Source organism: Streptomyces sp. NPDC048258 (assembly GCF_043201995.1).
In the GTDB taxonomy this organism is placed as follows: Bacteria; Actinomycetota; Actinomycetes; order Streptomycetales; family Streptomycetaceae; genus Streptomyces.
Genome location: NZ_JBICZH010000001.1, coordinates 532233 through 545022 on the forward strand (window position 1 = coordinate 532233; position 12790 = coordinate 545022).

A 12790-nucleotide genomic window follows, 5' to 3' on the forward strand; every position below is an offset into this window, starting at 1 on the left:
GCTATGCAGGAAAGAAACGAAGGGACGCGAGAGATGGCGATCCAGGTCGGCGACAAGGCCCCGGACTTCGAGCTCAAGGACAACCACGGCGCCACCGTGCGGCTCTCCGACTTCCGGGGGGAGAAGGCCGTGGTGCTGCTCTTCTACCCCTTCGCCTTCACGGGCGTCTGCACCGGCGAGCTGTGCGAGCTGCGCGACCAGCTGCCGCGCTTCCAGAACGACGAGGTCCAGCTCCTCGCGGTCTCCAACGACTCCGTGCCGACCCTCCGGGTCTTCGGCGAGCAGGAGGGCCTGGACTACCCGCTGCTGTCGGACTTCTGGCCGCACGGGGAGACCTCCCGCGCGTACGGGGTCTTCGACGAGGAGAAGGGATGCGCGGTCCGCGGCACCTTCATCATCGACAAGGACGGCGTCGTGCGCTGGACTGTCGTCAACGGTCTGCCCGACGCGCGTGACCTGAACGAGTACATCAAGGCCCTCGACAGCCTCTGAGGCCCGTCGTCGGCCCGTGGTCGACCCCGGTCGGCCCTGGTCGGCTCGTCGGTCGCAGTTCGCTGCGAAAACCGTGCCCAGGCGGGAACCCGTCACTAGGATCGAAACGTTGATCCGGTAGCAACCGCACGACGGGGCCCCGCCCCACACATGAACCCAATGGAGGACCCGTGGGAGTCAGCCTCAGCAAGGGCGGCAACGTCTCGCTGACCAAGGCCGCGCCTAACCTGACGGCGGTCATCGTCGGTCTGGGCTGGGATGCTCGCACCACCACCGGTGTCGACTTCGACCTCGACGCCAGCGCGATCCTGACCAACGACCAGGGCAAGGTCGCCAGCGACGCGAACTTCGTCTTCTTCAACAACCTGAAGAGCCCCGACGGCTCGGTCGAGCACACCGGTGACAACACCACCGGTGAGGGCGAGGGCGACGACGAGGCGATCAAGGTCAACCTCGCCGGTGTCCCGGGCGATGTCGCCAAGATCGTCTTCCCGGTCTCGATCTACGAGGCCGAGAGCCGCCAGCAGAGCTTCGGCCAGGTCCGCAACGCGTACATCCGCGTCGTGAACCAGGCCGACAACACCGAGCTCGCCCGCTACGACCTCTCCGAGGACGCCTCGACCGAGACCGCCATGGTCTTCGGCGAGCTGTACCGCAACGGCGCGGAGTGGAAGTTCCGCGCCATCGGCCAGGGCTACGCCTCGGGCCTGCGCGGCATCGCGCAGGACTTCGGCGTCAACGTCTGAGCCTGAGAGCAATCACCCGTCCGGCGCCGTGCACTGTGTGTACGGCGCCGGACCGGCTTTACGGCCCGCACGGGATGCACCGCCCGCACGGGACCGCGCGGCCCGCACGGGACCGCGCACGGCACCACCAGCCACACCCGCCGCACCGCCAGACCGCCACACCGTCGTCCGGGGAGGACCACAACATGGGCGTCACACTCGCCAAGGGGGGCAATGTCTCCCTCTCCAAGGCCGCACCGAACCTCACCCGGGTTCTGATCGGCCTCGGATGGGACGCGCGCTCGACCACGGGCGCGGACTTCGACCTCGACGCCAGCGCGCTGCTGTGCAACAGCGGCCGGGTGCTGGGGGACGAGTACTTCGTCTTCTACAACAACCTGAAGAGCCCCGAGGGATCCGTCGAACACACGGGTGACAACCTGACCGGCGAGGGGGAGGGCGATGACGAGTCGATCATCATCGACCTCACCAAGGTGCCGGACCGCGTGGACAAGATCGTCTTCCCGGTCTCGATCCACGAGGCGGACTCCCGCCGGCAGAGCTTCGGCCAGGTCAGCAACGCCTTCATCCGCGTCGTGAACCAGGCGGACGGCCAGGAACTGGCCCGCTACGACCTCTCCGAGGACGCCTCCAACGAGACCGCGATGATCTTCGGCGAGGTCTACCGGTACGGGGGTGAGTGGAAGTTCCGTGCGGTGGGGCAGGGGTACGCGTCGGGCCTGAGGGGCATCGCTCTAGACTTCGGGGTCAACGTTTCGTAAAGCCGTACAAGACGATGGGGTGCCAGTGGTTCTCAAAACCTTCGGCTGGTCGTTCGCAATCACTGCGCTCGGTCTGGTCGCAGCGGTGTTCTACGGGGGGTGGCAGGCCTTCGGGATCGTGGCGATCCTGTCGGTCCTCGAGATCTCGCTGTCTTTCGACAACGCGGTGGTCAACGCCGGAATCCTGAAGAAGATGAATGCCTTCTGGCAGAAGATCTTCCTCACCGTCGGCGTACTCATCGCGGTCTTCGGTATGCGACTGGTCTTCCCCGTCGTGATCGTCGCGATCAGCGCCAAGATCGGGCCCATCGAGGCCGTGGAACTGGCCATCAACGACAAGGAGATGTACGAGCAGCTCGTCACGGACGCTCACCCGTCCATCGCCGCGTTCGGTGGAATGTTCCTGCTGATGATCTTCCTCGACTTCATCTTCGAGGACCGGGACATCAAGTGGCTCGCCTGGCTGGAGCGCCCGCTCGCCAAGCTCGGCAAGGTCGACATGCTGTCCGCGTGCATCGCGCTGATCGTCCTGGCCGTCACCTCGATGACCTTCGCCGCCAACGCCCACCAGCACGGCGGCGTCCACGTGGACAAGGGCCAGACCGTCCTGATCTCCGGCATCCTCGGCCTGATCACCTACATGGTCGTCGGCGGCCTCTCCGGCTACTTCGAGAACAAGCTGGAGGAAGAGGAGGAAGCCGAGCACGAGGCCGAGGAAGCGGCCAAGAAGAGCGGCAAGCCCGTCTCGGCCGTCGCGATGGCCGGCAAGGCCGCCTTCTTCATGTTCCTCTACCTCGAAGTCCTCGACGCCTCGTTCTCCTTCGACGGGGTCATCGGCGCCTTCGCGATCACCAACGACATCGTGCTCATGGCCCTCGGCCTCGGCATCGGTGCCATGTACGTCCGGTCGCTGACGGTCTACCTGGTCCGCCAGGGCACCCTCGACGACTACGTCTACCTGGAGCACGGCGCGCACTACGCCATCGGCGCGCTCGCCGTGCTCCTGCTCATCACCATCCAGTACGAGATCAACGAGATCATCACGGGTCTCGTCGGCGTGCTGCTCATCGGATGGTCCTTCTGGTCCTCGGTGCGCCGGAACAAGCGCCTGGAACTGGAGGGTTCCACCGCCGAGGCATGACCGCGGCGGTAATGCGGAACGCTCCATTTGCGGGGCGGCCGGGCGGGTCCACGGACCCGGCGGGCCGCCCCGCTTCCGTAGGGATCGCAGGATCGGCGGACCTGGGGACCAGGGGTTCAAGGGATCAAAGGATCAAGGGGGGTAGGGGATGGGCTTCTTCGACGGCATCATGGGCAGCCGCGCCGTGCAGTTCCAGTCGGGCAGCGCCTCGTCGAACGCGATCGAGCTGACCAAGCGACATCCGACGGTCTCGCTCACCAAACAGGGGGCGGTCCACGGCAATCTGCGCGTCAACCTGTCCTGGCGCATGCGCACCTCGGACATCGGCGGCAGCTCCGGGCAGAGCGGCCAGCTCTTCCGGCACCCGTTCAAGCTGTTCAAGCCCGACATGGTGCAGGCGCACACCCAGGGCATGGTCAATGTCGACCTCGACATGGGCTGTCTCTACGAGCTGACCGACGGCACCCGCGGCGTCGTCCAGCCGCTGGGCAACCTGCTCGGCGACATCAACGACCCGCCGTACGTCAAGCTCAGCGGGGACGACCGGTTCGGCTCGGCGTCCGGCGAGACGCTCTACGTCAACCTCGACCACGCCGACGAGATCAAGCGGCTGCTGGTCTTCGTCTACATCTACGACCAGACCCCGGCCTTCGACCGGACCCACGCCCTGGTCACCCTGTTCCCGGTCACCGGGCCGCGGATCGAGATCCCCCTGGAGGAGCGGCAGCCGCAGGCCCGCTCCTGCGCGGTGGTCTCCCTGGAGCGCGTCAAGGGCGAGCTCGTCGTGCGGCGCGAGGTGAAGTTCGTGTACGGGTTCCAGGCCGAGCTGGACCGGCTGTACGGCTGGGGGCTCCAGTGGGGGCGGGGCTACAAGAGCAGCAAGGCCTGACCGGAGCCCCGGGCGGGGCCGGGGCCCGGCGCGTCAGTGGCCTCGCGGCCTCGTCGGCGCCGGAGGCGTCAGCGGCGAATGAACTGCGGGCCCTGCACCGGCAGCCGGAACGACGGGTCGGCGGCAGGACCCGGCACGGGGGCCGGGGACACCGGCTGCGGGTACCCGTAGGCGGGCTGGACCGGCGGCGGGGCCTGCGTCGGCGGCGCCGGCGGCGCAGGCGGGGCCATCGCGGCCGTCTGCTCGGAGGTGGGTCCGGCGGTCGGTCCGGCGGTCGGCCCGGCCTCCGGGCTCGCGGCGGGATCGGCGGCGTTCTCGTCGACCGAGATCCCGTGGTCCGTCGCCAGCCCCACCAGCCCGTCGGAGTAGCCCTCGCCCAGGGCGCGGAACTTCCACCCCTCGCCCCGGCGGTACAGCTCGCCGCAGATCAGCGCCGTCTCGGCGCCCGTCTCGGGCCGCACGTCGAAGTAGGCCAGCGGCTCTGCGCCACCGGCCGCGGTGGCGTCGTAGAGGAGGATCCGCAGGTCGCGGACCTGCTGGAAGGGGACGTCCTCGGCGGAGGCGACCACCAGGATCCGGTCCACCGCCGGGGTCACCGTCCGCAGGTCCGCCTGGACGGCGTCGGTGACCGCGTCACCGAGCTGCTTCTTGCCGAGTCGCCAAACGGCCCCCGAGGGGTGCCGGGGCTGGTTGTAGAAGACGAAGTCCTCGTCCGAACGCACCCGGCCGTCGGCGCCCACCAGCAGGGCGGAGGCGTCCACGTCCGGCACCTCGGGGCCGGCCGTCCAGCGGAGCACCGCCCGGACCGCCACGGCGGCCACCGGGATGTTCGAGCCCTTCTGCATCGCGTGCGTCATGCCCGTCATCCTGCCCTCCCGGGGTGGACCGGGACAATGCGGCCCCCCGTAGGGCCTTGTCCCGAACGCGAGAGCTGGGCATGGTGCAAGAGGGTTACCTGAACTTCATGTGCTTGAGGAACTCTTGACTCACGTTCGTACGTACTATTACCGGCCACGCCAGTTGGGCCGCCGAGGCAGTACGGGGGAAGCACATGCGTCACTTCGGGCACATATCGCCCACTGTCCGTAAGGACCTCTTCCACCAGGAACCGGCGGAATTCACCGGAGCCTCGCCCGCCCGCGTCCTCGCGGCGGCTCTGGGTGCCACGCTGTACAGCCCCGCCACCCGCCCCCAGCTCGCCCGGGACATCCGCAAGCAGGCCGGCCGCGGAGTCGTCTCCATGGTCCTCTGCCTGGAGGATTCCATCAGCGACGGCGACGTCGTCGCGGCCGAGGAGAACCTCGTCCGGCAGTTCGCCGAGCTCGACGGGGACACCGCCGAGCTCCCGCTCCTGTTCATCCGCGTCCGCACGCCCGAGCAGATCCCCGACCTGGTGCGCCGCCTGGGCGGCTCCGCCCGGCGACTGGCCGGATTCGTACTCCCGAAGTTCAACGAGAGCAGCGGCAGCGCCTTCCTCGACGCCGTGGCCCAGGCCGAGGCCGCCGACGCCCAGGCCCGCCTGTACGCGATGCCCGTCCTGGAGACCCCGGACCTGCTCCACCTCGAAACCCGCGCCGAAACCCTCGTCGGCATCTCCCGCACGGTCAACGACCACCGCGAGCGGGTCCTGGCCCTGCGGCTCGGCGTCACGGACTTCTGCTCCGCCTACGGCCTGCGCCGCACCCCCGACATGACCGCCTACGACGTCCAGATCGTGGCAGGCGTGATCGCGGACGTGGTCAACGTCCTCAGCCGCGCCGACGGCACCGGCTTCACCGTCACCGGACCGGTGTGGGAGTACTTCCGCAGCCAGCAGCGCCTCTTCAAGCCCCAGCTGCGCCGCAGCCCCTTCCTGGCGGAAGGCGTGGAGGAACTGCGCACCGCACTGATCGAACACGACCTGGACGGGCTGCTGCGCGAGATCGAACTCGACCGGGCCAACGGACTGCTCGGCAAGACCTGCATCCACCCCGCCCACGTCACGCCCGTCCACGCGCTGTCGGTGGTCTCCCACGAGGAGTTCAGCGACGCCCAGGACATCCTGCGCCCCGAACGCGGCGGCGGCGGAGTAATGCGTTCCGCCTACACGAACAAGATGAACGAGGTGAAGCCCCACCGGGCCTGGGCCGAGCGCACCATGCTGCGCGCCGAGGTCTTCGGTGTGGCGAAGGAGGAGGTCGGCTTCGTCGACCTGCTCACGGCCGGGCTCCAGGTGTGAGCGGGCCGGTGACGACGAGGGAAGGCAAGACGATCGACACGGTGTGGTCGGGAACGTGGGTCGCGGACCGGCTGGGCATCAGCCTGGAGGACTCCGAAGGAGGGCCGCGGCTGACAGAGCTGCTCGGACTGGCCCTGCGGCGCAACCCCAAGCGGGCGCACCTGCTGGTCTCGCAGGTGCTGGGCAAACACGTCCCGCAGTCCCCGGCGGCCGTGTACGCCGCCGGATACGGGCTCGGCGAGCGGGTCCGGGCCCTGCTCGGCGCGGGCGGGGCCGCCTCGGCGGTGGTCCTCGGCTACGCCGAGACGGCCACCGGGCTCGGCCACTGCGTGGCCGACGGCCTGGGCCCTGCCCCCTACCTGCACTCCACCCGCCGGCCCGTGCCGGGAGTGGAACCTGCCGGGGGCTTCGAGGAGGCTCACTCGCACGCCACCTCGCACCTGCTGCTGCCCGAGGACCCCGAGCTGCTGGCGGGCAGCGGGCCGCTGGTCCTCGTCGACGACGAGTTCTCCACCGGCAACACGGTGCTGAACACCATCCGCGACCTCCACGCCCGCCACCCCCGCTCGCACTACGTGGTCGTCGCCCTCGTCGACATGCGCTCCCCGGCCGACCGCGCCCGCCTCACCGCCTTCGCCGCCGACCTGGGCGCCCGCGTGGACCTCATAGCCCTGGCCTCGGGCACGGTCACCCTCCCCGACGGCGTCCTGACCAGGGGCCAGGCCCTGGTCGAGGAGTACGAAGCCCAGGCCGCTGCCCTAGCCGAGGCGCATCCCGAGGCACCTGGTGAAATCCAGCCCGCGGCACTTGTCGAGGATCAGCCCGCAGCCGGGCAAATCCAGCCCCGCCGGCGATTGAGGCGCGGGGTCTGGGGCGGAGCCCCAGCAGACGGCCCGCAGCCGATCACGCGCATCGACCTGAACTGGCCCGCCGGAGTCCCCGACGGCGGCCGCCACGGATTCACAGCCGCCCACCGCGAACAGCTGAACGAGGCCATGCCGGCCCTGACCGCCCAGCTCACAGCCGCGCTCGGCGACCGGCCCGGCCGTGTCCTCGTACTCGGCAACGAAGAGCTGATGTACGCCCCGCTGCGCCTGGCGAAGGCCCTGGAGGAGGCGGGCGCGGCCCGCGAGGTCCGCTTCTCCACCACCACCCGCTCGCCCGTACTCGCCGTGGACGACCCCGGCTACGCCATCCGTACCCGGCTGGTCTTCCCCGCCCACGACGCCCCGGCCGACGGCCCCGGAGACCGCTACGCGTACAACGTCGCGGGCGCCGGCTTCGACGCCGTCATCGCCGTCGTCGACTCCGCCGGGGACACCCCCGAGCTGCGGTCGGGGCTGCTCGCGAGCCTGGCTCCGCACACCGGCCGCGTCCTGCTGGCCGCCCTACCTTCCTACGTACCCGACCGGCAGGAGCAAAAGCCGATCATGACCGAGCCGACCACGCACGAGCCCCTGCGCGGGCCCGCGTTCTCCTCGTACGCCGCCGAGGACGTCGGCTGGCTGCTCCAGGACTTCTCCGACATCGAGCTGGAGGCCCCGACCGAGGAGCGCGAGGAGGCGATACAGGCGGGCGGCGCGCACTACGCCGAATCGCTGCCCGTCGAGTACCAGCCCTCCCCGCAGTACCAGGAGCTCTACCAGAGCGCCCTGACCGCCTCGGCGGCCCGCATCGCCAGCGCGGTCGGCACCGTCACCGAGACCGTCCTCGCCGAGCGCTCCCCCTCCCCGGTCCTGGTCTCCCTGGCCCGGGCGGGCACCCCGGTGGGCGTGCTGATGCGCCGCTGGGCCCAGGCCCGGCACGGCCTGGACCTTCCGCACTACGCCGTCTCCATCGTGCGCGGCCGCGGTATCGACGCCAACGCCCTGCGCTGGCTGGCCGCCCACCACGACCCGGCCGACGTCGTCTTCGTCGACGGCTGGACCGGCAAGGGCGCCATCACGCGCGAGCTGACCGCCGCCCTCGCCGAGTTCCAGGGCTTCAACCCGGAGATCGTGGTCCTCGCAGACCCCGGCTCGTGCGTGGAGACGTACGGCACCCGCGAGGACTTCCTGATCCCGTCCGCCTGCCTCAACTCCACCGTCTCCGGCCTCGTCTCGCGTACGGTGCTGAGGTCCGACCTGGTCGGGCCCGCCGACTTCCACGGCGCCAAGTTCTACCGCGAGCTCGCCGCGGCCGACGTCTCCGTCGACTTCGTCGACACGGTCGCCGCCCGCTTCGACGAGGTGGCCGACGCCGTCGACGCCGAGGTCAAGGAGCTGCTCGCGGCCGACCGTACGCCGACCTGGGAGGGCTGGGCGGCGGTCGAGCGGATCAGCGAGGAGTACGGCATCCACGACGTGAACCTGGTCAAGCCCGGGGTCGGCGAGACCACCCGGGTGCTGCTGCGCCGGGTGCCGTGGAAGATCCTCGCGCAGCGCGGCGCGGGCGCCGACCTGGACCACGTACGGCTGCTCGCCGAGCAGCGCGGGGTCCCCGTGGAGGAGGTCGACGGGCTTCCCTACACGTGCGTCGGGCTCATCCACCCCCGATACACGCGCGGCGCCACCGGCGCCGACGGAAAGGCTGTGGCCTCGAAGTGACTGTCCTGGTAGCCAGTGATCTCGACCGTACGCTCATCTACTCGACGGCGGCCCTCGGCCTGACCATGCCCGACCCGGTGGCCCCCCGGCTGCTGTGCGTCGAGGTCCACGAGAGCAAGCCGCTGTCCTACATGACGGAGACGGCGGCGGGACTGCTGGCGGAGCTGACGGCCGACCCGTCGGTCGTCTTCGTCCCGACGACGACACGGACCCGCAAGCAGTACCAGCGGATCCGCTTCCCCGGCCGCCCCGCGCAGTACGCGATCTGCGCGAACGGCGGCCAGCTGCTGGTCGACGGGATCCCGGACCGCGACTGGCGGCGGCAGGTCGCGGCGCGCCTGGCGGAGGAGTGCGCCCCGCTGGAGGAGGTGCACGCCCACCTGCTGGCGACGGCGGACCCGGTATGGCTGCGCAAGGCACGGGTGGCGGAGGAGCTGTTCGCGTACCTGGTCGTCGAGCGGGCCCTGGTGCCCGACGAATGGCTCAAGTCCCTGGCCGAGTGGTCGGAGGCGCGCGGCTGGACGGTCTCCCTCCAGGGCCGCAAGATCTATGCCGTGCCCCGCCCGCTGACCAAGAGCGCGGCGATGCGCGAGGTGGCCCGCCGGACCGGCGCCACGACCACCCTGGCCGCCGGCGACTCGCTCCTGGACGCCGACCTGCTGCTGGCGGCGGACGCGGCCTGGCGCCCGGGCCACGGCGAGCTGGCGGACGCGGCCTGGACGGCGCCGTCGGTGACCGCCCTGCCCACGGCGGGCGTGCTGGCAGGTGAGGAGATCGTCCGCGCATTCGGCCGGGCGGTTGCGACACTGACCGTATGACCAAGGGCAACAGCACCAAGATCACTGACGAGCTCTACCGGTACGTGCTCGACCACAACCCCCCACTGGACAAGGTCCAGCGGGGGCTGGTGGAGACGACGTACGCCACGTTCCCGGACGTCGCCGGGATGCAGTCGGCGGAGGAGCAGGGGCCGCTGCTGGCCTTCCTCGTCCGGCTGACGGGCGCCCGCCACATCGTGGAGGTGGGCACCTTCACCGGCTTCTCGGCCCTGTCGATGGCGCAGGCACTGCCCGCGGACGGCCGCCTCATCGCGTGCGACGTCTCCGAGGAGTGGACGGCGTACGGCAGGGAGGCCTGGGCGGCGGCGGGCGTCGCGGACCGCATCGAGCTGCGCATCGCCCCGGCGCTGGACACGCTCCGCGCGATGCCCGCGGAACCGCACATCAACATGGCCTACGTGGACGCGGACAAGGAGAGCCAGATCGCCTACTGGGAGGAGCTCGTGCCGAGGATGCGACCGGGCGGCCTGATCGTCACGGACAACACCCTGTTCCACGGCACGGTCCTCGACGAGTCGGCCACCGGCTCGGCGGCCGGCGTCCGCGCCTTCAACGAACACGTCGCGGCGGACCCCCGCATGGAGTCCGTCATGCTGGCGATCTCGGACGGCCTGACCCTCTCGCGCAAGCGCTAGGCCCTGCCGCCCGGCTGCGGACTGCGGCTTAGCCGCAGCCGCCACCACCGCAGCAGCCCCCGCCGCCTGCCGCCCGGGCGGGCGCGGGGGCACTGCTGGTGCCGCCCACGGCGACGGCGGAGAGCAGCTTGACGGTGTCGGCGTGCCCGGCGGGGCAGTCGGCGGGCGCGGAGGACTCGGCCATCGGCCGGCTGACCTCAAAGGTGTCGTCGCAGGTCCGGCAGCGGAATTCGTATCGAGGCATGCGGCCAGGTTAACGGCGGCGGGACGAATTACGGCAGGGTGCGGGGCGCAGGCCGGCGAGAAGGGCGGAGGTCCGAGGTCCGAGGTCCGAGGTCCTAGAGTCGTCTCCCGCTCTGTGCCGCCGCCCGCTGCTCCCGGGCCGCCGCCTCGGGGTGGCGGGCGCGCCAGTACGGGTTGTCGTGCGGCAGCGCGCTGCCCACCCGCCCGTACATCCCGAACCACATCAGCATCACGCCGACGACGAAACTGAACAGCACGTTCTGGATCTCGAAGGCCAGGAAGTTGAAACCGCTGTCCAGCAGGGCGAGATTGACGAACCCGCTCAGGATGAACGCCACCCCGAGCACGATGTTCAGGGTGGAGGCGAAGGTTCCGCCGATCACCATCCCGACGAACAGCAGCACGCCGATACAGATCGACAGGACACTCAGCGCGCCGTTGGTGTTCAGGGCGAGCACCGTGTCCCCACCGGTGTCGAAGAACCCGATCTGGTCGATGAGCCCCAGGATGCCGAAGGCGACCAGCAGCAGCCCGGTCAGGCCGGCGCCGACCCGGTAGACCTTGCTGAGCTTGTGATCGGAGGGCAGATGCTCGTCGAGCCGGGCATTGACGGGGTGCAGCAGGCGTTGCAGCCTCCCCGGGGAAGCCTGGGGTGCGTGGGTCGCATAGGGCTCATGGGGTACGTAGGGCGCGTAGTTCTCATGGGGCTCGGTGCACCCGTAGAGCGCATGAGGCTCGTAGGACTCATGCGGTGCAGGGGGTGAAGGGGGTGCCTGGGGTGCGCGGTGCGCACGAGGCCTGTGGAAAGTGTGGGCAGCCATACCGCCCTCCTCTGCTCCGTTTCCGGCACCTCCAGCATCCGCCGATGCCCACCCCCGGACAACTCCGGCCTCACCCGACGGCGTGTCCGCCCCGGATGTCCGCCACCACCCGGCCTACCGCCACCCGGACCTCCTCCATCTCCTGCAGGAAATGCCAGTAGTCAGGGTGCCGTCCCTCCAGCTCCGCCAGCGCCCGGTCCACCCGGGCCACCGACTCGTCCAGCGGCCGCGCGTGCCGCGGATCGGGCACGCTGCGGCCCGCCATCGCCAGCCGCTGCGCATCCCGGATCGCGAACCGGGTCCGGTCCACCTCGTCCTGCGGGTTCCGCGCCACCGCTTCCAGTCGCGTCAGCCGGTCCTGCGCCGCCGACACCGCCTCGTCCGTGGCCTCCAGCGAAGCCCGTACCCCGTCGATCAGCACGCCTACGTCGGCCCAGCGCTGCTCGTCCCGCGCCCGGGACGCCTCCTTGAGGCGGTCCTCCGCCAGCGCGACATCCCGTATCGCCTGGTCAGGGACGTGCTGCAGGTCCTGCCAGCACGCCGCGCTGAACCGCCGGCGCAGCTCGCTCAGGACCGGATCCACCCGGTCCGCCCGGTTGCGCAGCGCCTGGGCCCGCGTCCGCAGACTCACCAGCCGCCGGTCGATCTCCGCGGCCCGCTCCGGCAGCCGCGCCGCCTCCGCCCGTACGCCCTCGGCGTCCCGCAGGATCCGGTCGGCACGCTGCACGGTCTCCTGCACCCCGTGCTGGGCCGCGCCCTGGTTCAGCTTGGTCAGCTCCGGACCCAGCGCGGCCAGCCGCGCCGCCAGGTCATCGGCCCGCATCCCCTTGGCGCGTACGGCATCCAGCGCGTCGCTGGCCGCCAGCAGCGCGGCCTTCGCCCGCTCCCGGGCCGGCGCGACCCGCGCGAGCTGCGTCTCGGCCTTGTCCAGCAGCGGCTGCAGCCCCTGCGCGAACCGGTCCAGCTCCCCCTTGGCCCGCACCAGCTCGTCGCGCGCCCGGGTCAACTGCTCCCGGGCCTGCGTGGCGACCGAGGCCTCCAGGTCCACCCGGTCCAGGTCGTGCGCGTCGACGGCCTCGATGTAGACATGGCTGACCTGATCGATCCGCTGCCCCAGCGCGGCGAAGCCCTCGCTCGCCTGCCGCGCGGCGGGCGACCCGTCCGCCGCCGCGATGGTCTCGATCGAGATCCGCAGATCCCGCTGCGCGGAGTCCAGCTCGTAGAAGGCCGCGGCGGCGGCATCCTTCGCCGCCTGCGCATCCGCCCGCCGACTCTCGTCCCGCCCACCGAACCAACGCCGGGATGCCGTTGTCACAATCCCTCTCCCGTACCGCGTCCGCCATGCCCCGGACCATTCTCCCCCACGGGAACGGGTTTGCGTGGGGGGTGTGCCCGGCATGTAGGCTGTCCACTCATCCAC

At 70.7% G+C, this 12790-nt stretch carries 13 protein-coding genes; 9 read left to right on the forward strand and 4 right to left on the reverse strand.

Annotated features, from left to right (window positions below):
* Positions 1 to 33 precede the first annotated feature (33 nt).
* The 5 genes from ACGFYQ_RS02535 to ACGFYQ_RS02555 all read left to right on the forward strand — a co-directional run bounded on the left by ACGFYQ_RS02535 (position 34) and on the right by ACGFYQ_RS02555 (position 4029).
* Complete coding sequence (locus ACGFYQ_RS02535; protein WP_393739094.1) at positions 34 to 492, forward strand: peroxiredoxin; 459 nt, start codon at positions 34 to 36, stop codon at positions 490 to 492.
* Positions 493 to 662: 170 nt separating this feature from the next.
* Positions 663 to 1238, forward strand: coding sequence for a TerD family protein (locus ACGFYQ_RS02540; protein WP_266788238.1), 576 nt, complete (start codon positions 663 to 665; stop codon positions 1236 to 1238).
* A gap of 185 nt (positions 1239 to 1423) precedes the next feature.
* Complete coding sequence (locus tag ACGFYQ_RS02545) at positions 1424 to 1999, forward strand: TerD family protein (protein WP_393739097.1); 576 nt, start codon at positions 1424 to 1426, stop codon at positions 1997 to 1999.
* A gap of 25 nt (positions 2000 to 2024) precedes the next feature.
* Positions 2025 to 3140 (forward strand): DUF475 domain-containing protein, encoded by a 1116-nt coding sequence (locus tag ACGFYQ_RS02550; RefSeq protein WP_393739099.1) that lies wholly within the window; start codon positions 2025 to 2027, stop codon positions 3138 to 3140.
* Positions 3141 to 3288: 148 nt separating this feature from the next.
* Complete coding sequence (locus ACGFYQ_RS02555; protein WP_393739101.1) at positions 3289 to 4029, forward strand: Tellurium resistance; 741 nt, start codon at positions 3289 to 3291, stop codon at positions 4027 to 4029.
* Between the two features lie 68 nt (positions 4030 to 4097).
* On the opposite strand, the gene ACGFYQ_RS02560 is transcribed toward ACGFYQ_RS02555, so the two are convergent.
* Positions 4098 to 4886 carry a TerD family protein gene (locus ACGFYQ_RS02560; RefSeq protein WP_393739103.1) on the reverse strand — a complete coding sequence of 263 codons (789 nt, stop codon included), beginning with the start codon at positions 4884 to 4886 and terminating at the stop codon, positions 4098 to 4100.
* A 194-nt stretch (positions 4887 to 5080) separates the two neighbouring features.
* On the opposite strand from ACGFYQ_RS02560, the gene ACGFYQ_RS02565 reads away from it, so the two are divergent.
* The 4 genes from ACGFYQ_RS02565 to ACGFYQ_RS02580 are packed head-to-tail and all read left to right on the forward strand — an operon-like array spanning position 5081 to position 10306.
* Complete coding sequence (locus ACGFYQ_RS02565) at positions 5081 to 6247, forward strand: HpcH/HpaI aldolase/citrate lyase family protein (protein ID WP_393739105.1); 1167 nt, start codon at positions 5081 to 5083, stop codon at positions 6245 to 6247.
* A gap of 8 nt (positions 6248 to 6255) precedes the next feature.
* Complete coding sequence (locus ACGFYQ_RS02570; protein ID WP_393739107.1) at positions 6256 to 8832, forward strand: phosphoribosyltransferase; 2577 nt, start codon at positions 6256 to 6258, stop codon at positions 8830 to 8832.
* Positions 8829 to 9650 (forward strand): HAD family hydrolase, encoded by an 822-nt coding sequence (locus tag ACGFYQ_RS02575; protein WP_393739109.1) that lies wholly within the window; start codon positions 8829 to 8831, stop codon positions 9648 to 9650. The genes ACGFYQ_RS02570 and ACGFYQ_RS02575 overlap by 4 nt, the downstream gene beginning before the upstream one ends.
* A complete protein-coding gene (locus ACGFYQ_RS02580) occupies positions 9647 to 10306 on the forward strand; it encodes an O-methyltransferase (protein ID WP_393739111.1) in 660 nt (219 codons plus the stop codon). The genes ACGFYQ_RS02575 and ACGFYQ_RS02580 overlap by 4 nt, the downstream gene beginning before the upstream one ends.
* Before the next feature lie 28 nt (positions 10307 to 10334).
* On the opposite strand, the gene ACGFYQ_RS02585 is transcribed toward ACGFYQ_RS02580, so the two are convergent.
* The 3 genes from ACGFYQ_RS02585 to ACGFYQ_RS02595 form a co-directional block, all read right to left on the reverse strand.
* On the reverse strand, positions 10335 to 10550 hold the full coding sequence (locus ACGFYQ_RS02585; protein ID WP_362398684.1) for a zinc ribbon domain-containing protein: 216 nt from the start codon (positions 10548 to 10550) through the stop codon (positions 10335 to 10337).
* Between the two features lie 94 nt (positions 10551 to 10644).
* Positions 10645 to 11370, reverse strand: coding sequence for a DUF4383 domain-containing protein (locus ACGFYQ_RS02590; protein WP_393739113.1), 726 nt, complete (start codon positions 11368 to 11370; stop codon positions 10645 to 10647).
* 70 nt (positions 11371 to 11440) lie between these two features.
* Entirely contained in the window at positions 11441 to 12769 is a 1329-nt protein-coding gene (locus ACGFYQ_RS02595) for a hypothetical protein (protein ID WP_393739115.1), read from the reverse strand.
* Between the last annotated feature and the right edge of the window lie 21 nt (positions 12770 to 12790).